The organism is Halorhodospira halophila (assembly GCF_016653405.1).
GTDB lineage: Bacteria > Pseudomonadota > Gammaproteobacteria > Nitrococcales > Halorhodospiraceae > Halorhodospira > Halorhodospira halophila_A.
In genome coordinates, this window is sequence record NZ_NHSN01000025.1 from 87,383 (window position 1) to 108,364 (window position 20,982).

Genomic DNA, 20,982 nt, shown 5'->3' on the forward strand with positions numbered 1-20,982 from the left:
AGTCGTTGGATGAAGGGCCGGAGACGTGTCGGCGACTACTCTCGGATATCCACGAAGTGGCCGTGAATGGCTGCGGCGGCGACCATCGCCGGGCTGGCCAGATGGGTGCGTCCCCCCTGTCCCTGCCGGCCCTCGAAATTGCGGTTCGAGGTGGAGGCACAGCGCTCGCCGGGCTCCAGACGATCAGGATTCATGCCCAGGCACATGGAGCACCCCGGCTCCCGCCATTCGAAACCGGCCTCGAGGAAGACCCGGTCCAGCCCCTCGGCCTCGGCCTGCTGCTTGACCACGCCGGAGCCCGGCACCACCAGGGCCTGGCGAATGTTCTCCGCCACCCGGCGGCCACGGACCACCTCGGCGGCTTCGCGCAGATCCTCGATACGGGCGTTGGTGCAGGAACCGATGAAGATCTTGTCCATGGGGATGTCAGTCAGGGCGATTCCCGGCTCCAGGCCCATGTACTCCAGTGCCCGGGTCATTGCCCGGGCACGGACCGCATCGGACTCCTCGGCCGGGTCGGGCACGTGCCGGTTCACCGAGGCGACCATCTCCGGCGAGGTTCCCCAGGTCACCTGGGGCTCGATCTCGTCGGCGTGCATCTCCACCACCCGGTCGAACTCGGCGTCCGGATCCGAGACCAGATTGCGCCAGCTGGCCACGGCCTGCTCCCACCGCTCGCCCTCCGGGGCGTTGGGCCGGCCACGGACGTAATCGATGGTGGTGTCGTCCACGGCCACCATGCCGGTGCGTGCCCCGGCCTCGATGGACATGTTGCAGATGGTCATCCGCCCCTCCATGGAGAGGTTGCGGATGGCTTCACCGCCGTACTCCAGGGCGTAGCCGGTGCCGCCGGCAGTGCCGATACGGCCAATGATCGCCAGGATGATGTCCTTGGCCGTGACCCCGCGCCCCAGCTGCCCGTCGATGCGGATGAGCATGGTCCGGGCCTTTTTCTGGACCAGGGTCTGCGTGGCCAGGACGTGCTCCACCTCGCTGGTCCCCACGCCGAAGGCCAGGGCACCGAGCGCCCCATGGGTGGAGGTGTGGGAGTCACCGCAGACCAGCGTCATCCCGGGCAGGGTGGTGCCCTGCTCGGGACCGACGACATGGACGATCCCCTGACGCGGGTCGTGGATGCCGAACTCGGTGACCCGGAAGTCAGCACAATTGCGGTCCAGCGTCTCGATCTGAACACGCGAGACCGGATCCTCCACCGGCTGGCTGCGATCGGTGGTGGGAACATTGTGATCGGTCACGGCAAGATTGGACGCCACGCTCCAGGGCTGGCGCCCGGCCAGGCGGAGACCCTCAAACGCCTGCGGCGAGGTCACCTCGTGCAGGAGCTGACGATCGATGTAGAGCAGCGCCGAGCCGTCGTCGTACTCGGTAACCACATGGCTATCCCAGAGCTTGTCGTAGAGGGTCTTCCCGGTCATTGGCCTGTTCTATCAATTGACTTCAAAACATTCACCGTACAATTATATCGGACCGACCCCCTTCGGGGGAAATGCCTCCCCTCAGGCCCGCTGCCCGCGCAGGCTCCAAGCCGCCAGGATCGCCGCCAGGAAAGCCACCGCGCTGGCGGCCAGGAAGGTCTGCCCACCGAAGAGATCCCAGGCCATGCCCGAGAGCAGCGACCCCAGAGCGACGCCGGCGCCGAAGGTCAGGCTGGAGTAGAGCGCCTGCCCGCGCCCCTGCGCGGCGCCGGTGAAAAAACGGTTGACCACGTCAATGGCCACCGCGTGGTAGATCCCGAAGCTGGCGGCGTGGAAGGTCTGACTCAGGGCCACCAGCCAGGCCGAGTCCACCCAGGCGGCGACCATCAGCCACCGCAGCCCGCCCAGCGTCAGCGCCAGTGTCAGCAAAGTGCGGGCCCCGAAACGGGGTAGTAGCCGATGCATGACCAGGAAGATGACGATCTCGGCCACCACGCCCCAGGCCCATAGGGCCCCGATCAGCCCGCCGCTGTAGCCGTGGTCCTCCAGGTAGATGCTGAAAAAGCCGTAGAACGGTCCGTGGCCCATCTGGTTGAGGAAACAGGCCAGAAAGAACCCGATCACCGCCGGCCGGCGCAGGGTCTCCCAGAAACCGTCACCATCGGCACGGCGCATGGCGCGCCCCGCCTCCGGCGCGATCAGGCTGGAGATGGCCAGCCCGCCGAAGATCAGCAGCACCACGTAGGGCAGCGCGTCGAACCCGGCCCGGTCGAGCATCTCCCCGATGCCCATCACCGACAGGATGAACCCCACCGAGCCCCAAAGCCGGATACGCCCGTATCGGTGCTCCTGCCCACGCAGGTGGTTGAAGGTATTGGCCTCGTACTGGGGCAGCGCGGCGTTCCAGAAGAAGCCGAACAGGGCCATCACCAGGGCCACCGCCCCGTAGGTCTCGGCGATGAGGATGGCGGAGAAGGCCAGGAAAGCCACCACCGAGGCGGCACGCACCACAGCCATGCGCCGGTCGAGCCGATCGGCCAGAGCCCCCCAGACGTTGGGCGCGATGATCTTGGTGGCGTGCAGGATGGCCAGCAGCTGACCGATCTCCGCCGAAGAGAACCCCTCGGCGCGCAGATACGGCCCCCAGTAGGGCATCAGCGCCCCGAGGGCGGCGAAGAAGAACAGGTAGAAGCCGGAGAGCCGCCAGTAAGGCAGCGGCGTCTGCGCCCCGCCCGGAGCCCCGACGCTCAACGGGTCACTCCCGGTCGCGGGCGGGCAGCACCGGGGTCCCGGACTCGACGTCGGCGTTCTGTGCCCGATGCCGCAGCCAGTGATCCATCACTACCAGCGCCGCCATGGCCTCGGCAATGGGCACGGCACGGATCCCGACGCAGGGATCGTGGCGTCCTTTGGTCACCACCGAGACCGGCTGGCCGTGGACGTCCACCGAGCGTCCCGGAATAAGCATGCTCGAGGTGGGCTTGAGCGCAGCCCGCACCACCAGATCCTGCCCGCTGGAGATACCACCGAGCACTCCGCCGGACTGGTTGCCGGCGAACCCGTCCGGAGTCAGTTCATCGCGATGGGCGCTACCCCGCTGCCCGGCGGCGGCCATACCCGCGCCGACCTCCACCCCCTTGACGGCGTTAATGGACATCAGCGCCTTGGCCAGATCGGCATCGAGCCGGTCGAAGACCGGCTCGCCGAGCCCCGGCGGCATATGGCGGACCTCGACCTCCACCGCCGCACCCACCGAGTCGCCGGCCTTGCGAACCTCGTGGATCAGCGCCTCGAGCTCCGGAATGCGCGCCGGATCAGCGCAGAAGAAATCGTTGCTGTCGACGGCGGACCAGTCTTCGGCCCCAAGTTCGATCTCGCCCATCTGCGCCAGCCGTCCACGGATTTCGATACCGAGACGCTGGGCGAGATAGCGGCGGGCGATGGCCCCGGCCGCCACCCGGACGGCCGTCTCCCGGGCCGAGGAGCGCCCGCCGCCACGATAGTCACGGATGCCGTACTTTTGCTGATAGGTGTAGTCGGCGTGCCCGGGCCGGAAGCGCTCGGCGATCTCCGAGTAATCCTTGGAGCGCTGATCGGTGTTTTCGATGAGCAGCCCGATGGACGTCCCGGTGGTCACCCCCTCGAAGACCCCGGAGAGGATCCGCACCTGATCGCTCTCGCGGCGCTGCGTGGTGTGCTTGGAGCGCCCGGGCCGGCGCCGGTCGAGTTCGACCTGCAGATCCGTCTCGGTAAGGGCGAGCCCCGGCGGGCAGCCATCCACGACGCCGCCAAGCGCCGGGCCGTGGCTCTCGCCGAAGGTCGTAACCGTGAACAGGGTGCCGAAGGTATTCCCAGACATAGGTCTCCGATTGTAGCACTGCAGACCTGTGGGCGGGCCTGGTCGGGTGCGGGTCGCTGCGCGTATGCTTCGCATCATGCAGAGTCCCGCCCCCGCCAATCTGATCACTGGCTTCCTGGGCGTCGGCAAGACAACGGCCATCCGGCACCTGCTCGCCGAGGCCCGCCCTGCCGGCGAGCGCTGGGCCGTGCTCGTCAACGAATTCGGCGATGTCGGTGTCGACGCCACACGATTCGAGGACGACGCGGCCATCGAAGAACTGCCCGGCGGCTGCCTGTGCTGCACACTCGGGGCGCCCTTCCGGATCGCCCTGGCCCGCCTGCTGCGCCGCAGCCGTCCGTCCCGGCTGCTGATCGAGCCGACCGGACTCGGCCATCCGGCGCGCATCCTCGACCTGCTCCGCGAATTCGAGCAGCAGGGCGCTATCTCGCTGCGCGCCACGCTGACCCTGATCGACCCGCGCCAACTCGATGATCCGCGGGTCGCCGGGCACGACGCATTCCTGGATCAGGCGCAGCTGGCCGATGTGCTGGTTGCCCACAAGACCGACCTGTGCAGCGCCGGCGAGCGCGCAACCTTCCAGGCCTGGGCCCGATCGCTGTATCCACCCAAGCAGCGCATCGAGGAGGCCGCCCACGGCTGCATCGATCCGGCTTGGCTGGACGAGTCAGCTGGCCGTGCCGGCCCCGCAGGCAGCGCGGCAGCGCCTCACCACGCCGGGCACCACGACCACCACGCCGACCGTGCCGCCACCCCCGAACCGGGCCGCCCGGTGCGCGCCGAGCAGGCTGGCGGCGCCGCTGCGGCCTGCGGGTGGATCTTCCACCCCGACGACGCCTTCGACCGCCAGGCCCTGCTCCGGGCCCTTGAGACCCTTCGCGGCTCCCAGCGCGTCAAGGGCGTCGTGCGCACCGGCCGCGACTGGCTGCGCGTGGATGTCGACGCCGATGGGGTCCGGATGGAAGCCACCGCCTGGCGCGGCGAAAGCCGGCTGGAGATCATTGGCCCGGCCGACGGGATCAGCTGGGCCGCCACCGAGCAGGCCCTGCTGGCAGCCCGCCGGGACGCCGGCGAGTGACCGCCGGGGCACCGCCGCATCGCTCTGGCGGACGCTGCACGCAACCCCTATCCTGTTACGGGAACGCGACAACCAACCAGGAAGCAGGCGATGGCCGAGTCCCGGCAGCGGACACCCGCCAGCACCGATGAAGAACACGCCCTGGTCCTCTTCTCCGGGGGGCAGGACTCCACGGCCTGTCTTGCCTGGGCCCTGGAGCGTTTCAGCCGCGTCGAGACCATCGGCTTCGCCTACGGGCAGCGGCACGACGTGGAACTCTCGGCCCGCCGCGAGGTTCTTGACGGCCTGCGGGCCCTGCGCCCCGATTGGGCGGCGCGCCTGGGCGAGGACCGCGTTCTCGACGCCGGCGTGCTCGGCGAGATCAGCGACACGGCGCTGACCCGCGAGGCCGAAATCACCTACGACGCGCGCGGCCTGCCCAACACCTTCGTCCCCGGCCGCAACCTGCTCTTCTTCACCCTGGCGGCGGCCCTGGGCCACCGGCGGGGCATCCGCCACCTGGTAGCCGGCGTCTGCGAAACCGACTTCTCCGGCTACCCCGACTGCCGCGACGACACCGTCAAGTCCCTGCAGGTCACCCTGAACCTGGGCATGGCCGAACGACTGGTGCTGCATACCCCCCTGATGTGGCTGGACAAGGCCCAGACTTGGGCGCTGACCGAACGACTCGGCGGAACCGCCCTGGTGGACCTGATCGTGGAGGCAAGCCACACCTGCTACTACGGCGCGCGCGAGCAGCGCCACGAGTGGGGCTACGGCTGCGGCGAATGCCCGGCCTGCCGTTTGCGCGCCGAGGGCTGGCACCGTTACCGAGACAGCAGCGCGGCGCCGTGATCCCACCGCCCGCGCCGGAGAATCGTGCCCGAACCACAACCGAGGGAGAACACCGATGCGCATCGCTGTAGTCGGGGCTGGCGTGGTCGGAACCTCCGTGGCCTGGGAACTGACCGCCCGTGGCCACCAGATCGTGCTCATCGAGCGCTGCAGCGACGTGGCGCAGGAGACGAGCTACGCCAACGGCGCCCAGCTCCACGCCGGCCACGCCGCTCCATGGAACCCTCCGGGCGTACTCCGGGATGCCATTGCCTGGCTCGGCAAACCCGACTCCCCGCTGCGCATCAATCCCTTGCGCGTACTGCGCAATCCGAGCTGGTCGCTGCGCTTCCTGGCCAACGCGACCGCCCGGCGCTACCGCCGTCACGCCGACGCCAATGCGGTCCTGGCCCTCTACGGCCTACAGCAGGCACGGGCGTGGCGTGACGAGCTCGACCTCTCGTTCGCCGCTCGCGACAGCGGCATCCTGAAGCTCTTCGATGACCCGGACGCTCTGGAGCAGGGGTGCACCGAAGCGGCTGCCGTGGAAGCGCTGGGCATCCGGCACCAGGTATTGGGAGTGGACGAGACGCTCGCCCGCGAACCCGCGCTGAGTGATACCGCAGACCAGCTGGCTGGCGCCATCGAGTTCCCCGACGACGGCTGCGGCGACCCGCTGCAGTTCACCGCGGCCCTGGCGCAGCGACTCACCGCCGAAGGCGCCGAACTGTGGCTCGACACTACGGCACGCAGGCTGCTCGGCGGCCCAGCGGGTGTGGAGGGCGTCGAGACCAGCCGCGGGATCATCGACGCGGACGCCGTAGTTGTCGCGGCGGGCAGTTACAGCCCGGCCCTGACCCGCAGCTTCGGTCTGCGCCTGCCCATCGAACCCGTCAAGGGGTATTCGGTGAGCATCCCGCTGCGCGGGATAGAGGGCGCACCCGGGATGCCCATCATCGACGACGCCCGCAAGGTGGTCGTTACCCGACTGGGTGAGCAGCTGCGTATCGCCGGCAAGGCGGAGATCACCGGCTTCGATCTCAGGCTCGACGAGCGGCGCTGGCGAGCCGTCCGCGAGCAGGGTCTGAGCCGCTTCCCGCGCCTGGCCGAACAGCTGGCGGACGCCCCGAGCCAACCCTGGGCCGGCCTGCGCCCGATGACCTGCGACGGCCCCCCGATCCTGGGTCCGACCCCGATCTCCGGCCTGCACCTGGCCACGGGCGTCGGCCACCTGGGCTGGACGTTCGCCGCCGGCAGCGCGCGCCTGGTCGCCGACCAGCTGGAGGAGCGCACCTGCGACCTCGATCCCGCCCCGTACTGGCTCCAACGCTACGGATGAACAAAGGGACGGGTCTTGTTATACAAAGGCTGTACATCTAGGCTGGAGTCCCGAGAGTGAGCAAGGCTCACCACGAAGCCCCCGGTCCATGAAAGGAGTATCACGATGGAACACGTAGCCTTCGGTAGCGAGGACATCGAGAACACCCTCGCCAAGATGGACGACGGCCAGCTCGACGGCCTGGCCTTCGGCGCCATCCAGCTCGACGGCGACGGCAACATCCTTCAGTACAACGCCGCGGAGGGCGACATCACCGGCCGCGACCCGAAGGAGGTCATCGGCAAGAACTTCTTCAAGGACGTGGCCCCGTGCACTGACAGCCCGGAGTTCTACGGCAAGTTCAAGGAAGGGGTGGCCTCGGGCAACCTGAACACGATGTTCGAGTACACCTTCGATTACCAAATGACGCCCACGAAGGTGAAGGTGCACATGAAGAAGGCCCTCTCCGGCGACAGCTACTGGGTCTTCGTCAAGCGCGTCTAGACCAGACCCCGCTGCCCGTGCCCGTCCCGGGCGCGGGCAGCCGCGAAAGGACCGACCGATGCAAGGGCTGAATGCCGATGAAGTGCTGCGGTTGCTGCGCAGCCTGATCCCCGGCGAGCTGGCCACCGGCCGCGGTCAACGGGGCGACCCGCCCGAAGCGCAGGACCTGTGCGCCGATAGCCGCCTGGATGCCGAACCAATCCGGGCGGACTCCCTGGATCGACTCAATCTAGCCAGCGCGCTCAACCGCTTCTTCCGCCTGCATGAGACCGGTGTGGAGGACCGTCTGCTGGCCGTGCGCCGGATCGGCGACATGGCCGAACTCATCGCCGACGCCAGTCAGCACACCAGCGGCCTGACCTTCTCGACCTCGGGCAGCACGGGCACCCCGCAGCCGCACCACCACAGCTGGGCGGCGCTGACCCAGGAGGCCGAGGCACTGGCCAACGCCCTGGGCAGTCACCCGCGGGTGATCGCCTGGCTGCCCGTCCACCACCTCTACGGTTTCGTCTTCGGCGTCGCCCTGCCCCGCGCGCTGGGCAGCACCGTGATCGAGAGCCACGCCGCGCCCACCGCCCTGTTCCGCGAGCCGGCACCTGACGACCTGATTGCCACCGTCCCGGCACGCTGGCGTTACCTGTTCGATAGCAATCACCGCTTCCCCGGCGGCACGGGCATCAGCTCGACCGCCGCGCTGGAGACCGCCTGCCGCAACGGGCTGTTGCAGGCCGGCCTGGACGCGCTGCTGGAGGTCTACGGCGCCACCGAGGCCGGCGGGATCGGCCTGCGCTGGGCACCCTCGGAGGACTACCGCCTGCTGCCCCACTGGCAGCGCGACGCGGACGGCAACCTCCAGCGCACTCAACCCGATGGTGCAGCGGTGACCGTGGCCCCGCTCGATCGCCTCCAGTGGCGGGACGAGCGGGTCTTCCGACCCACCGGACGCATCGATGACATCATTCAGATCGGCGGTGTGAACGTCTCTCCGGGGCACGTCGCGCGGCGCCTCGAAAGCCACGAGGCCGTTGCCGCCTGCGCGGTCCGCAGCCACGGCGAAGGCAGTCGTCGGCGCCTGAAGGCGTTCATCGTTCCCGCGCGTTCCGACGCCGATCCTGAAACGCTGCGCCAGACGCTCGAGAACTGGATCTGGGAGCACCTACCGGCGGTCGAGCGACCCACGGATCTGCGTATCGGCACCGAGCTTCCGCGCAACGCCATGGGCAAACTGCAGGACTGGGACTGAACAGCATGGCTGCAGTGGATCTGGCCGGTGGCCTGAGCGCCGCCGATATCGAGGGTATCGGACACGGCAGCAGCTCAGCCACGGTCTTAGCGGCCGGCTGGGAACGCTTGCGTGCCGCTGAGGGCTACCTCCAGCGCCTCGTGGACGAACGCCGGCTGGTCTACGGTGTCACCACCGGCTACGGACCGCTGGCCACCAGCCGGATCGACCCCTCCGCCTCGCGCACCCTGCAGCGCAACCTGGTCTACCACCTGTGCAGCGGCGTCGGCGATCCGCTCTCCCGTTGCCACACCCGCGCCACGCTGGCCGCGCGCATTGCCAGTGTCACCCGCGGACACTCCGGGGTCACGCCGGCGGTTGTGGAGCGCCTGCTGGGGTGGCTGGAGCAGGACGTGATCCCGGAAGTGCCGGCCATCGGGACCGTCGGCGCCAGCGGCGACCTGACCCCGCTGGCCCACGTGGCGCGGGCCCTGATGGGGGAGGGCCGGGTGAGCGTCCACGGCGGCGCCTGGGAGCCTGCTGACGCCGCCCAGCGCCGCCTGGGCTGGGAACCGTGGACCCTGGACGGCAAGGACGCCATCGCCCTGGTCAACGGCACCTCGACCACCGCCGGCATCAGTGCCGTCACCGGCGCGGGCGCCGAGCGGGCGGCCGGGATCTGTGCGGTACTGGGCATGCTCTACGCCGAGTTGCTTGGCGGCCATGCCGAGGCCTTCCAGCCGGCCATCGGCGCCGCCCGCCCTCACCCTGGCCAGATGCGGGCCCACGCCTGGCTCACCGCCCTGGCCGAGGACAGCCGGCGCCTGCAGCCGTGGCCCGGCGTGCCACCCCGGCTGGATGAAGAGCAAGGCGCCGTCCTGCCCGACCAGCCGCTGCCCCAGGACCCCTACTCGATCCGCTGCCTGCCTCAGGCGCTGGGCGCGGTGCTGGACAGCATCACCTTCCACAACCAGACCGTGGCCAGCGAGCTGGATGCGGCCAGCGACAACCCGCTGCTCTTCCCCGAGGAGGGGCGCGTGCTGCATGGCGGCAATTTCTTTGGCCAGCACCTGGCCTTTGCCGCCGACGCCCTGAACAACGCCCTGGTCCAACTGGCCGTGCACAGTGAACGGCGCATCAACCGCATCACCGACCCGGTGCGCAGCGGCTTCCCGGCCTTCATGCAGCCCCGCCAGACCGGTCTGCACAGCGGCTTTATGGGCGCCCAGGTGACGGCGTCGGCCCTGGTCGCGGAGATGCGCACCGGCGCCCACCCGGCCTCGATCCAGTCAGTGCCGACCAACGCCGACAACCAGGACATCGTCCCCATGAGCACCCGCGCCGCCCGCCAGGCGGCCACCAACCTGGACCACCTGCAGCGGATCCTGGCCATCGAGGCGCTGGTCCTGGCCCAGGCCCTGGAACTGACCGACAGGACCGGTTTCAGCCACAGCGCGCGTCAGACCCTGGCGTGGGTCCGCGAACTGGCGCCGCCATTGGAGGCGGACCGCCCGCTGGCCGAGGAGATCGCCGCAGTCGCCGACGCCCTGGCCACGCCCCACCGGGCCCAACGCCTGGTCGCCGGGCTGCCGGGCGCCCCCCCGGGCCCGGCCTCCTGAGGCCTCAGTCGCAGGGCTCACCCCGCTTGTCGTCGGCCGGCCTTGGCCGGCCGGTCATGGCCACCTCGATGGCGGCCACTTTCACGCCGTCGCGACAAAGGGTGATGGACCCGGCGATACCGTGCCACCAGTCATTTGGCGCGAACTTGAACCCCTCCGACCCGGTGCCCGCCGCGACCCGATGACCCGGCCCGGCGCCACGCCCCCGGGCGAGGAGCTGCTCCGGTTCCGGCGCCTGGCCGGATGCGGCCTCGCCGCGGAACAGGATCCAGCCGTCATCCCAGCCCTGCGCCTCGCACCCGCTCTGCGGGGTGCCGCCGCACAGGGTGACGATCTCGTCGTGGTCCAGCGCCTCGATGCGGGCCCGCTCCAGCCCGGCGAGGAGCTCCCGCTGCCAGGCCCAGGCACGGACCTCGTCCACTCCAGCGCCCAACCGGGGCGCTGCCACGGCCGCCAGCCCGGCAACCAGGGCGAGGACCACCAGCAGCTCGGTGAGGGTAAAGGCCGGGCTCAGTCGCCCCAGCAGACCTCGACGCCCTCGGGGCCACTGCCCCGCTCGCCGCGGTGATCGAGGGTGAATTCCGTACACGCCTCATCCGCCTCCTGCGGACTTCCCGGCGCCGGTGTGGCAGTCAGGCGAAAGCCATCGGCGTCGGTCTCGACCCCCAGCTCATAAAGGCCCCGCTCGGACAACTCCGGGACCTCATCCGTACACGCGTCGTAGTCCATCTCCTGGATGAAACAGCGCTCCAGCGCCATCCAGGTATCCATCAAGGTGGCGGTGGCGTCGCTACGGTCCGCCTGCACCTTGTACTGGCCGTAGAAGGGGTAGGCGATCGCCACCAGGATGGCCAAGATGGCCAAGACGATCATCAGCTCGACCAGGCTGAAGCCAGCCACGCGGACGCGCTGATCCGCTCTCCTCATAACACCTTCCTCAATCCCGATTCCCGTAGGGACATTCGCGCTGCCAGCGGATTTCGAAGCGGTCAGCTGCTCCCGTTACCGGCGCCGGCGCGAGCACACCACCCGCTTGCAGGCAGACCTCGGCCCCGTCCCCCCCGCTGCCGCGAGCACAAATCCGAAATTGCCCGTCGTCGCGCTCGATACGGTAGCACGGCGCCGCCACCTCGCCGCTGCAGCACCCCGGATCGCCGGCTTCTTCGCGCCCGGCTGCCAGCTCCCGCCTTGCCCTGACCAGTTCATCGGCAGCCGCCAGGCGGGCTGCAGCCCGGGACTCCAAGGCCGCGGCCGCGCGCAGCTGCAGCGCGGTGGGGGCAACCACCGACCAGGACAACAGCGCCAACATGACCAACACGGCACTCAGGCCGAGCACCGCAAAGCCGAGCTGCCGGGAGGCCCCCGTCAAGGCAGCCTCCCGTGGATCGGCACCGTCACCGTCTGGACCTGCTCCGCGCCGGTCGCACCCCGCTGGCCACCGGTGCGGATGCGTGCCGTAAAGCGCACGGCACACACCCGCAGCCAATCCTCCACCTCCTCCGCGCGCTGGAAAGGCCCTGGATGATCCGGGACCTGGGCCGGGTCGTCGGCCCCCGGGCACTCGGCGAAGCCCATCTCCAGCGCCTCGACCCCGCGCAGGATCGGCTGCGGAGCCCCCTCGCCACGGCCGAGGTTCAGGGTCGGCACCCCATCGACGCCTCCGCCATCCGACCACCGCAACCGCCGCACCTGGACGGGCGACGCATCGTCGTCCTCCGCGGACTCCTCCTCCGGCCACCAGGGGACCCACGCCACCCCGCGCTCGGGCAGGTCGTGGTCCTCGCCCAGCCCGTCCAGGGTGAGATCCTTGGCGCCATCCTGCGCCTCGGCCTCGAGCAGGAACAGGCCCTCGGCATTACCGACCAGGACCTTGGCCGGCAGGCTTCCCAACGCCTCCTCGGCCGGCTCATCCAGCTCGATTTGCGCCTCCGGGGCCGCTACCTCGATGGCATCGTAGCCGGTCGCCACGCTCCGCGGCGCCTCCTTACCGCGCACCCAGGTCAGCTCGCCTTCATCGGCGCGCAGACCCGGCGGATCGAGCTGGGCCCCGATCACCTCGCCGGCCGCGCCCTCGCCTCGATACAGCGGGGTCCGGCCACCGCAGGGGACCTCCCCGGCCAGCGCGACTTCGCCATCGAGGACCTGACGCAACACCGCGCCCTTATCCGCCACCCGCCCCAGGTCCTCCACGGTGGCGCTGGCCCGCAGCGCGCTGCCGAGGATCTGCACCGCCGCGAGCAGCGCCACCGCCGCCACGGCCAGCGCCACCAGCAGCTCGACCAAGGTCACGCCATAGGCACGCCCGGTCATGGGCCGACCTCGAGGAGTTGCCCGGAGAGCTCAAGGGACGATGCCTCGTCCCGGTGGGGAGCCTGCCAGCGGAGTTCGACGCGGATGCGATCGGCGCCCGCCTCGACCGACACCTCGGCCTGCGGCAGCTGGCAGGCAACCTCGGCCCGCCAACCGTCGGCATCAACCACGTCGCCGCGGGCCTGGTCCCCGACCGACGGCGGTTGGCACGTGCCCCCGTCCCCCGCATCGACCTCGGCCAGATCAGCCGAGCGCTGATCTGGCGCGACCAGCCGGGCGCGGGTGATCAACTCTTCGGCGAGGAGAGTGGCTCGTACGTGATACGCGGCATCACGAGCCCCGTGCACCCCACCCAGAAGGGCCTGGAGCGACACGGCCGCGACACCGGCCAAGAGCCCGAGGGCGACGAGCGCCTCGAGCATTGTGAATCCAGAGTGGCGAGGCATCCCTTCCTCGCGTTTGGGTTCCATCCGCACCTTCCATGCGCACCCGCTGAGACTAGCGCAAGATCGCCGGGACGCGACCGCGGCCCGATGACGCACGGGGGGCTTGGTTCCCCACCCGCCCTTCGGCTACAATTCGCGGCGTTGTTCAGGCAGCCTGTGCCGGTGTAGCTCAGTTGGTAGAGCAGCCGATTCGTAATCGGCAGGTCGGAGGTTCAAGTCCTCTCGCCGGCACCAGAAACCCCGATGACTCACCCCCAAAACCGTCTCTATTACGCCCACGGCAAGGGCACCGGCCCCTGGGGCCGCAAGAGTTCCGCCCTGCTGCCTGTCGCCGAGCAGGCCGGCTTCACTGTCGAGAGCATCGACTTCACGGCCACCGAGGACCCGGATGAGCGGGTAGCCATGCTGCTCGAGCACCGACCCCGGGCCGCCGGTCGGCTGGTGTTGGTCGGCTCCAGCATGGGTGGCTATGTCATGGCGAATGCGGCCAACGAGCTCAAGGCGGACGGCCTCTTCCTGCTCGCCCCGGCCATCGGCATACCGGGTTACCCGGCCTACCCGACGCCCACCACGCATCACCAGGAGATCGTCCACGGCTGGCGAGACGCGCTGATCCCGCCCGAGGCGGTGATGACCTTCGCACAGCGCCAGCGGGCCCGCCTACACCTGCTCGACGCCGAGCACGACCTCAACGACCACCTGCCGACGCTACAACACCTGTTCGAAGATTTCCTCCGACGGGTGCGCGGCTGAGCGCTTCCCGCCAGTCCGCGCAGCATCACGTTGCATGACCCGCATCAGCGTGCGACGCTCCACCACAAGTGGATCATTCGTGAAAAAACCACTCAAAATAGGAGCTTCTCCATGAAGCGCACCGGTATCAAAGGTCTCATCGTCCTAATCGGGCTCGCGCTCTCGCTGGGTGCCATGGCGCCGACCACGGCGCTGGCGGGTGTGGTCGGGACCAGCGACGTGATCAGCGAGCGCCAGGCGGCATCCGACCGCGATCGCGTCCAGGAGGCCCTGCAACGCGAGGATGTCCAGCAAGCCCTGACCGACTACGGCGTTGATCCGGCGCAGGCCAAGGAGCGTGTCGCCGCGCTGAGCGATGAGGAGGCGCGGGAGCTGGCCGAGCGCATCGAGCAGCAACCGGCCGGCGCGGGCGTTTCCATCGGCGCAACCACCATCCTCCTGCTGGTCATCATCTGGCTGCTGGTCCGCTGAACCGCTGCACCGCCATGGGGCCCGCAATCCGGCTGCAGCGGCGGATCACCCCGCGGTACGCCCTGATGGTGACAGCGCTTCTCGGTGCCGGGCTGGCCGGCTGCGCCGGCCAGCCACTGCAGCACCCGGAGGTAATCGCCGAGGCGCGGGAGACCGCCGAGCTACCCCGCGCGGTGGAGCTGAGCGACACGCCCTTCTTCCCGGACGAGACCTACTACTGCGGCCCGGCGGCACTGGCCACGGTCTTGGTCGCCAGCGATGTGGTGACTACCGGCGATGAGCTGATCGACGCCGTCTACCTTCCCGAGCGCCAGGGCACGCTGCAGAACGAGCTGCTGGCCGCCGCCCGCCGCGCCGACCGCATCCCGTATGTCCTCGCACCGGATCTAGCCGACCTACTAGCGGAGGTAGCCGGCGGCCGCCCGGTTTTGGTCCTGCAGAACCTGGCCCTGGAGGCGTTGCCCCACTGGCATTACGCCGTGGTGGTGGGCTTTGACCTGGACGCTGGAACGGTCACCCTGCGCTCGGGGACCGAGCGACGCGAGACCCTCTCGCTGCGCCGGTTCGAGCGAACCTGGCAACGCGGCGACCATTGGGCGATGGTGATCCCGCGCCCCGGGCACCTGCCCCGCAGTGCCAACGCCGATGACTGGGTCGCCGCCGTCGCCGAGCTGGAGCGCCAGGAGCGCTGGGAGCCGGCCCTGGCCGGCTACCACGCCGCCACGACGCGCTGGCCCGCGCACGCAGACGCCTGGCTGGGCCTCGGCAACATCCGCTACGCCCGGGGGGAGTACGCCGCCGCTGTGGACGCCTATGGCCACGCTATCGAGGCGGAGGACGAGTCGGGGCCAGCGGCCCACCACAACCTGGCTTGGGCACTGCTGCGCCTGGACCAGGTCGCCGAGGCGCTGGAGGCGGCTCGCCGGAGCGAAGCGGCAGCACCCGATCATCCGCAGTACGGCGAGGCGGTCGAACGGATCCGCCTAGAGGCTGCGAGCGGCCGCGGGGAATAACCCACCGGCGCTGGGTCGCGAGACGGGCACGGGCTGACTATCCTTCGGGGCAGGGCCGGCGCGCCTCACCAGCCGACGGGCCGCGCTGGCCGGAAGCAAGAGGTAGCGGCACAACAGACAGGAGCCACCCATGCACCGGTATCGTCGGCCCAACCGCACGCCCGGCAGCAGGCACCTCGCCGGGTTACTCATCGTGGCCGCCACGCTGTGGCCGGTCCTCCAAGCGACGGCCGAAGACGCCGAGGCTCCGGCGCCCCACGGCAGCGCATCCGCTGATCCGGGCCTGCTCACCGAACACCAGCGCAGCATCCTCGATGACGCCCTGACCCGCATCGAGGAGGCGGCGCTGCGCGACGATGAGGCCTTCCTCGATGAGCTCGACGAACTGCTGTCGACCTATCCGCGACTGGCCGACCCGATTGCCCGCCACGCCATGGAGATGCGGCCGGCGTTGATGCCCGGGATCATGCGCATCCTCGAACAGGCCGACGGCCCCGAGCCACCCGATACAACGCGTGAGACACCGCCCACCGACCGACCGGCCTGGTGGCAGGGTGGAATCCCGGGGGCGACTCATGACGAGACCGAGGAGGAACGGGCAGAAGAAGCGGAGACGATACGCGTGGCCGAGCGGGCCGAAGAGCAGGCGCCGCCGCCCCGGCGCAACTGGAGTGTGGGGGTCGGCTACGGCTACCACCACCTGTCGGTTGAAGAGCGATACGGCGACGACTCAACGCGCCTGCGCGCCCACGGACCCGTGCTGGACATCCAGTACGCCGTCAGCGAACACGCCTCGGTGGGCATCGCCCACCTGCACAGCGAGCAGCTGAGCACCAGCGGCAGCCTCTACGCCGACCCGGAACCGAAACGCTGGAGCGCCACAGACCTGACCCTGCGTTTCGGGCGCGAGTTCCGCGAGGCCGGGCCGCGCGCCTACATGGGGGCCGGCCTGCACTACGAGCGCCTTGAACGCGACAACGGCGATACGCTCTCCGGCACTGGCTTCCACCTGCTCGGCGGCGGCGGCTATGCCTGGGAGCGGATCGAGCTCCGGCTGGAGGCCTCGGCAAGAAGCGTTGACCGCGATCTGGTTCCGGATGACTTCCGCGGCAGCCGCTCGAGTTCGCTGCTCGCTACGGCCACGCTGCGCGGTCGCTTCTAGCCTCGCGGCGCCGACTCGCCCTGGCCGACAGCCAAGGCGATGATCAGGCCGAACAGGTCTTCGCCGAGGCGCTCGAATGCCTGCTCCAGGGCGCGACGCTCGGCCGTCGTGTAATCGGTGGCGGCACCGCGCACCGGCCAGCGCTGCTCGCCACGGACTTCACCGGCATCATCCAGCAAGCGCAGGGTCAGGCCGCCACGCTGCCAGTACCAGCCATCGCGCTGCCCGAGATCCTCGAGTTCAAGCACAGCCTCCAGCCGGTAGGCATCCTCCCGTTCATCGACCCGGAACCCGGCAGCGGCCACCGATGCCCGCAGTTTGCTTGCCACCCGTTCGGCATGATCACCCCGCGCGCCGATGCCGAAGGGGATGCTCCCAGCCTCGGCGGCCAGCCGCGCACGCAGCACCGCCAGCTCGTACCGCACCGTCATGCCGGCGCCGGTGAGCACCCGCAGGGCCTGCTGATACTCGGCACGCTGGCGCTGCGCCTCCAGCCCCCGGGCCAGCGCGGCGAGTGCGTGCAGCGGGTCGGCGGCAGCGTCTGCCTGGCGCAGATAGCGACTGGTCGCCGCGTCCAGGCCCGCGATGCCCTCGCGCAGCGCGCTGGCCGCCTGCTGCCGATCCATGACGGCGAGGACGTGATACCGGCCGCTCTGCGGCTCCCGCCAGGTCTCGCCGATCTCGACACCGCGCAGGGTGACCGCGGTGCGCGTCGCGACCTGCTGACCCAGCGTCGCCCGGTGCCGGGTCTCGCCGTCGCCGAACGCCAGCCGGTCCTCCTGCTGTGTCGCCGCCGTTACATGAACCTCGAAGGCGCGCGCCAGCTCGGCCCGGGCCCGATCGTGGGCCAGCTCACGGTGATCGGCCGTGCCCACCGCACTGAGATAGCTTTCACGGGGATAGGAGGCCGGCTCACCGCCGACCACCCAGGATGGCTGATCTCCCGATGGCGGAGCACTACCAGCACAGCCGGCCAGCAGGAACAGCGCCATCAGGACTACGAGAAGCGCTTTCACGGCTCCCCCCTGTGGGTCACGGAGCCGGCACGCGCCGAGACCCAGCGATCGAATACAAAGTGATAAGCCCCGGCCTCGAGTTCCAGCGCCCCGAGGTCCACCCGGGTCAGCGGGTGACCGGACCGGCCCTGATAGACCAGCTCAAGCCGGTGCTCGCCGGGTGGCAGACTGATGCGGGCCATGTAGTACTGCGCCGGCAGCATGCCCCAGGTGCGGGTGTCCGCCCGGTCCGCCACCAGGGTGAAGACGTTCATGGCCAGACCGGCTACCGGACTGGCCTCGCGGGCCTGATCGATCATCTCCTTCTGCACCAGCAGTCGCCCCAGCGCGCGGGCGGCGAGCACGCCCTGCTGCTCTTCGAGCAGGATCCGGGCGACGGCGTCCACGTCGTGCACCGGCTCTGCCGGCACCGAGGCCTCCCCAGCGCTGAACTGGACCCCGCCCAGCGGCCTGCGCCGCGGCTCGTAGTACGGCAGGGCCACGCTGTGGATGCGTCCCTGGCGATCCTGCACCGCGAACCCCTGCTCTCCCTTGCGCGGGGCCAGCCCCACCCCGGCAATCAACACCACGTGCGCCTGCTCGCGATGCTCGGCCGGATCCGGCCAGGCGTCCAGCCCAAAAGCCTGCTGCCACTCGGCCCGCTCTTCGTCGAGTCCCAGCTCATCGGCTAGGCGCAGCAGATCGCGCTGTAGCGAGCGGGGCACCGCAACCCCCAGCCGTCCGCCCTGCTCGCGGTAAGCCTGGTAGGCCTGGCGATAGGCCACCAGGGCCTGATCCGGCTCACCCAGACGCTCGAAGATCAACCCGCTGAGGTACCGGGCAAACGGATCCTGCCGGTAGACGGACCGCCCCTGCTCGGCGGCGAGACGCTGCAGGCGCAGATCCACGCGCAAAGCCTCGACCCGCGCCGCATCCGGATCCCCGAGATCCAGATAATTGAAAGCCATGAGCAGATGGAGCAGGACCCGTTCGTGGGGCTCGCCGGCGTAGGCGAAAGCGGTCTCACCCACCATCAGACTGCCCACGCTCTCCGAGACGCTCAGCGGATCGACCTCGGCGATGGCGTCGTAGGCCTCTTCCAGGGCACGGTTGCTGGCCTCGAACTCCCCGGCCATGCGCAGGAGCGCTCCGCGGTTGAGCAGGTCGACAACACGGTCCCCCGGCCCGCCGGAGTCCGCATCGAGCAGCTCCACCGCTCGACGCGGATCGCCGTCCTCCACGGCGGCCTCTACCGGTGCCATCCGATCGCCGTAGGTCGTGCACCCGGCCAGGGCAGCAGCCAGTATCAGTGCCAGCCAGGGCCTATACAGCCAATGCGTCACGCGGCCGCGCCGCTCAGGGCCGCGCCGAGGCCGAACGCACGAGCTTGCGGATCTCCTTGTTGCCAATCCAGACCTTGCGGTTATCGGCCAGGCTGATCAGCTCCATGTCGACCTGGTAGTAACGGACCTGACGTCGCCCCTCCTGATCGATGATGGAGTTCACCGAACCAAGCAGCATGTAGTCAGCGCCCAGCTCCTCCCCCATGGCCTTGCGGGTCTCCTCGCTGGCGTGCAGATCCTGGTCGCGGCGCTCCTCACGGATGCGCTCGCGCTGATCGGCGTCGGCGACGAAATCCACCTGTCCGGAATTGATCAGCTCCCGCTGGATATCGTTAACGAACGTGCGGGTATTGATGTGCTCGTGGCTGAGATTGCGGACACCCCCCACGATGACGGTGGGCCGCCCGCCCTCGTCGCGCCGAAACTCCCGCAACCAGGGGCGATCCAGCGCGTCGGCGATCATCTCCTCAGCAACCAGTCGCGAATCCTGGTCGTTCCACCGACCGGAGAGGTCGTGCTCCGCATCCCGATCGATCCGCTCCACCGAGTGACCGCAGCCCGCGACCGCCGCCATGGCCAACAGCACCAGGGCACCCCGAATCCACGCCTTCATAGCCCCCTCGCCTTATCCGGAAAAACTGGCTGCGGGATCAGTATAACCCGCCATGTCGCGACCGGGGGTCGACGCCGGCAGGCCACCTGTGCAGAATGCTGCACATGTCAAATTCTCTTCAAGAACAGCTTGTTAGAGCAGGTCTGGCGAGCCAGGAGGAAGCTCGCAGGCAGCAGTCGGGCAAGCGCCGAGGCCCCCGCGACCGGGCAACCCCGCGCGGGAGATCCCGCCCGGACAAGGCACGGGATCACCAACCGCTCGAGGCGCACATCCCACTACCCGACCTGATCCGCCATTACGCGCTACCGCGCTGGGGAGGCGACACCGCCTACCACTTCATCGAGGGACAGCGGATCCGCCACGCCTGGGTGACCCGGCAGCAACAGCGGCAGCTGGCGGACGGCTACGCCGGCTTGGTCATCAGTGGCGACGGCCTGGCCGTGGTGCCCAGGGCGGTTGCCGAGCAGGTGCGCCAGCGCCAGCCGGAGGCCCTGCTGGTGCTGCACCCGCTCAAGCGGCGGGAGGAGTCGCCGGCACGGCGCTCATGAGGCCGCCGGAGGCTGACCGAGCTCCCGCGGCAAACCAAAGGTGACCGTCTCCGCCTTGCCCGGCCGCTCCTCCGGCGCTTCGCAGCCCCACGCCTGGAGCTGCTCGACCACCTCCACCACGGTGCTCTCCGGCGCCGAGGCGCCGGCGGTCACGCCGATCGCCTGACGGCCATCCAGCCAGCCCCGGTCCAGATCGGCAGCACCATCGATCAGGTACGCCTCGGTACCGCAGCGCACGGCCAATTCGCGCAGGCGGTTGGAGTTGGAGCTGTTGACCGAGCCGACCACCAACAGCAGGTCAACCTCGTCGGCAAGAGTACGCACCGCATCCTGGCGATTCTGCGTGGCGTAACAGATGTCGTCCTTGCGCGGCCCCTGGATAGACGGGAAGCGGCGCTGCAGCGCCTCGACAATGCCAGCGGCGTCGTCCACCGACAGCGTGGTCTGGGTGACAAAGGCCAGATCGTCCGGGGTCCGGACCTGTAGCGCCGCCGCCTCCTCCTGGCTCTGCACCAGGTAGATACCGCCCTGTCCCTCCGGGGCCAGATACTGCCCCATGGTGCCCTCGACCTCCGGATGACCGGCGTGGCCGATCAGGACCACTTCACGGCCCGCTCGCGCATGATCGCGCACCTCTTTGTGGACCTTGGTCACCAGCGGGCAGGTGGCATCAAAGACCTGCAGCCCCCGCCGCTCGGCCTCGTCGGCGACCCACTGCGGCACGCCGTGGGCGCTGAAGATCACGGTGGCCCCGTCGGGCACCTCGTGCAGTTCCTCGACAAAGACCGCGCCGCGCCCGCGCAGATCATCCACCACAAAACGGTTATGCACCACCTCATGACGGACGTAGACGGGCGACCCGTAAACCGCCAGCGCCCGATCGACGATGGCGATGGCCCGGTCCACGCCGGCGCAGAAACCGCGGGGATTGGCAAGGTGAATCTTGGGCACGGAAACCTCCGGTTCTGCCTGCAGCGGT

Annotated in this window: 22 protein-coding genes, 1 tRNA gene and 1 pseudogene; 12 read left to right on the forward strand and 12 right to left on the reverse strand. The window is 69.6% G+C overall.

Translation table 11 applies throughout. The annotated features are described in order from the left end of the window. Positions 1 to 35: 35 nt before the first annotated feature. The 3 genes from leuC to aroC all read right to left on the reverse strand — a co-directional run bounded on the left by leuC (position 36) and on the right by aroC (position 3,795). Positions 36 to 1,436 carry a 3-isopropylmalate dehydratase large subunit gene (gene leuC, locus CCR79_RS09755; RefSeq protein WP_201171604.1) on the reverse strand — a complete coding sequence of 467 codons (1,401 nt, stop codon included), beginning with the start codon at positions 1,434 to 1,436 and terminating at the stop codon, positions 36 to 38. 81 nt (positions 1,437 to 1,517) lie between these two features. Next, complete coding sequence (locus CCR79_RS09760) at positions 1,518 to 2,687, reverse strand: MFS transporter (RefSeq protein WP_201171606.1); 1,170 nt, start codon at positions 2,685 to 2,687, stop codon at positions 1,518 to 1,520. Between the two features lie 4 nt (positions 2,688 to 2,691). Next, positions 2,692 to 3,795, reverse strand: coding sequence for a chorismate synthase (gene aroC / locus CCR79_RS09765; RefSeq protein ID WP_201171616.1), 1,104 nt, complete (start codon positions 3,793 to 3,795; stop codon positions 2,692 to 2,694). Positions 3,796 to 3,871: 76 nt separating this feature from the next. Between aroC and CCR79_RS09770 the strand changes: the two genes are divergently transcribed. The 6 genes and pseudogenes from CCR79_RS09770 (at position 3,872) to CCR79_RS09795 (ending at position 10,349) form a co-directional block, all read left to right on the forward strand. Continuing rightward, complete coding sequence (locus CCR79_RS09770; RefSeq protein WP_201171618.1) at positions 3,872 to 4,873, forward strand: CobW family GTP-binding protein; 1,002 nt, start codon at positions 3,872 to 3,874, stop codon at positions 4,871 to 4,873. 90 nt (positions 4,874 to 4,963) lie between these two features. Then, positions 4,964 to 5,707 (forward strand): 7-cyano-7-deazaguanine synthase QueC, encoded by a 744-nt coding sequence (gene queC / locus CCR79_RS09775; protein ID WP_201171621.1) that lies wholly within the window; start codon positions 4,964 to 4,966, stop codon positions 5,705 to 5,707. Positions 5,708 to 5,738: 31 nt separating this feature from the next. Further along, positions 5,739 to 7,025 (forward strand): annotated as a pseudogene (locus CCR79_RS09780) (D-amino acid dehydrogenase); the annotation flags it as partial. Between the two features lie 105 nt (positions 7,026 to 7,130). Beyond that, on the forward strand, positions 7,131 to 7,508 hold the full coding sequence (pyp, locus tag CCR79_RS09785; RefSeq protein ID WP_201171625.1) for a photoactive yellow protein: 378 nt from the start codon (positions 7,131 to 7,133) through the stop codon (positions 7,506 to 7,508). 58 nt (positions 7,509 to 7,566) lie between these two features. Continuing rightward, positions 7,567 to 8,751 (forward strand): 4-coumarate--CoA ligase, encoded by a 1,185-nt coding sequence (gene pcl, locus CCR79_RS09790; RefSeq protein WP_201171627.1) that lies wholly within the window; start codon positions 7,567 to 7,569, stop codon positions 8,749 to 8,751. Between the two features lie 5 nt (positions 8,752 to 8,756). Then, positions 8,757 to 10,349, forward strand: a complete 1,593-nt coding sequence (locus CCR79_RS09795; RefSeq protein ID WP_201171629.1) for an HAL/PAL/TAL family ammonia-lyase — start codon at positions 8,757 to 8,759, stop codon at positions 10,347 to 10,349. A 4-nt stretch (positions 10,350 to 10,353) separates the two neighbouring features. On the opposite strand, the gene CCR79_RS09800 is transcribed toward CCR79_RS09795, so the two are convergent. The 5 genes from CCR79_RS09800 to CCR79_RS09820 are packed head-to-tail and all read right to left on the reverse strand — an operon-like array spanning position 10,354 to position 13,081. Then, complete coding sequence (locus CCR79_RS09800; RefSeq protein WP_238641590.1) at positions 10,354 to 10,938, reverse strand: GspH/FimT family protein; 585 nt, start codon at positions 10,936 to 10,938, stop codon at positions 10,354 to 10,356. Continuing rightward, the gene (locus CCR79_RS09805; RefSeq protein ID WP_201172523.1) at positions 10,860 to 11,276 is read right to left on the reverse strand and encodes a type IV pilin protein; all 417 of its coding nucleotides are present in this window, start codon (positions 11,274 to 11,276) and stop codon (positions 10,860 to 10,862) included. Before CCR79_RS09805 ends, CCR79_RS09800 begins: the two co-directional genes overlap by 79 nt. A 10-nt stretch (positions 11,277 to 11,286) precedes the next feature. Further along, a complete protein-coding gene (locus tag CCR79_RS09810) occupies positions 11,287 to 11,718 on the reverse strand; it encodes a hypothetical protein (protein WP_201171634.1) in 432 nt (143 codons plus the stop codon). Then, on the reverse strand, positions 11,715 to 12,659 hold the full coding sequence (locus CCR79_RS09815; protein ID WP_201171635.1) for a prepilin-type N-terminal cleavage/methylation domain-containing protein: 945 nt from the start codon (positions 12,657 to 12,659) through the stop codon (positions 11,715 to 11,717). The genes CCR79_RS09810 and CCR79_RS09815 overlap by 4 nt, the downstream gene beginning before the upstream one ends. After that, positions 12,656 to 13,081 (reverse strand): type IV pilus modification PilV family protein, encoded by a 426-nt coding sequence (locus CCR79_RS09820; protein WP_201171637.1) that lies wholly within the window; start codon positions 13,079 to 13,081, stop codon positions 12,656 to 12,658. The genes CCR79_RS09815 and CCR79_RS09820 overlap by 4 nt, the downstream gene beginning before the upstream one ends. 182 nt (positions 13,082 to 13,263) lie before the next feature. Here CCR79_RS09820 and CCR79_RS09825 point away from each other — a divergent pair. From CCR79_RS09825 to CCR79_RS09845, 5 genes are all read left to right on the forward strand, one after another. Next, positions 13,264 to 13,339: transfer RNA gene (locus CCR79_RS09825), tRNA-Thr, on the forward strand. 9 nt (positions 13,340 to 13,348) lie between these two features. Beyond that, entirely contained in the window at positions 13,349 to 13,858 is a 510-nt protein-coding gene (locus CCR79_RS09830; RefSeq protein WP_201171639.1) for a serine aminopeptidase domain-containing protein, read from the forward strand. A 111-nt stretch (positions 13,859 to 13,969) separates the two neighbouring features. After that, positions 13,970 to 14,329, forward strand: a complete 360-nt coding sequence (locus CCR79_RS09835; protein WP_201171641.1) for a PA2779 family protein — start codon at positions 13,970 to 13,972, stop codon at positions 14,327 to 14,329. 14 nt (positions 14,330 to 14,343) lie between these two features. Then, positions 14,344 to 15,342 (forward strand): PA2778 family cysteine peptidase, encoded by a 999-nt coding sequence (locus tag CCR79_RS09840; RefSeq protein WP_201171643.1) that lies wholly within the window; start codon positions 14,344 to 14,346, stop codon positions 15,340 to 15,342. Positions 15,343 to 15,472: 130 nt separating this feature from the next. Further along, positions 15,473 to 16,504 carry a hypothetical protein gene (locus CCR79_RS09845; RefSeq protein ID WP_201171645.1) on the forward strand — a complete coding sequence of 344 codons (1,032 nt, stop codon included), beginning with the start codon at positions 15,473 to 15,475 and terminating at the stop codon, positions 16,502 to 16,504. Here CCR79_RS09845 and CCR79_RS09850 read toward each other — a convergent pair. From CCR79_RS09850 to CCR79_RS09860, 3 genes are read right to left on the reverse strand one after another with little or no spacing between them, the layout of a single operon-like run. After that, positions 16,501 to 17,520 carry an LPP20 family lipoprotein gene (locus CCR79_RS09850; protein ID WP_201171647.1) on the reverse strand — a complete coding sequence of 340 codons (1,020 nt, stop codon included), beginning with the start codon at positions 17,518 to 17,520 and terminating at the stop codon, positions 16,501 to 16,503. The genes CCR79_RS09845 and CCR79_RS09850 overlap by 4 nt on opposite strands. After that, positions 17,517 to 18,842 (reverse strand): COG3014 family protein, encoded by a 1,326-nt coding sequence (locus tag CCR79_RS09855; RefSeq protein ID WP_207190353.1) that lies wholly within the window; start codon positions 18,840 to 18,842, stop codon positions 17,517 to 17,519. The genes CCR79_RS09850 and CCR79_RS09855 overlap by 4 nt, the downstream gene beginning before the upstream one ends. Positions 18,843 to 18,855: 13 nt before the next feature. Continuing rightward, entirely contained in the window at positions 18,856 to 19,455 is a 600-nt protein-coding gene (locus tag CCR79_RS09860) for a penicillin-binding protein activator LpoB (protein WP_201171652.1), read from the reverse strand. Between the two features lie 104 nt (positions 19,456 to 19,559). Here CCR79_RS09860 and CCR79_RS09865 point away from each other — a divergent pair, with 104 nt between their 5' ends. Then, positions 19,560 to 20,003: a DUF2058 family protein gene (locus tag CCR79_RS09865; protein WP_201171654.1), complete on the forward strand. Its 444-nt coding sequence runs from the start codon at positions 19,560 to 19,562 to the stop codon at positions 20,001 to 20,003. Here CCR79_RS09865 and ispH read toward each other — a convergent pair. Continuing rightward, positions 19,998 to 20,954: a 4-hydroxy-3-methylbut-2-enyl diphosphate reductase gene (gene ispH, locus CCR79_RS09870; protein WP_201171655.1), complete on the reverse strand. Its 957-nt coding sequence runs from the start codon at positions 20,952 to 20,954 to the stop codon at positions 19,998 to 20,000. The two genes, CCR79_RS09865 and ispH, sit on opposite strands and share 6 nt — an antisense overlap. Positions 20,955 to 20,982 lie beyond the last annotated feature (28 nt).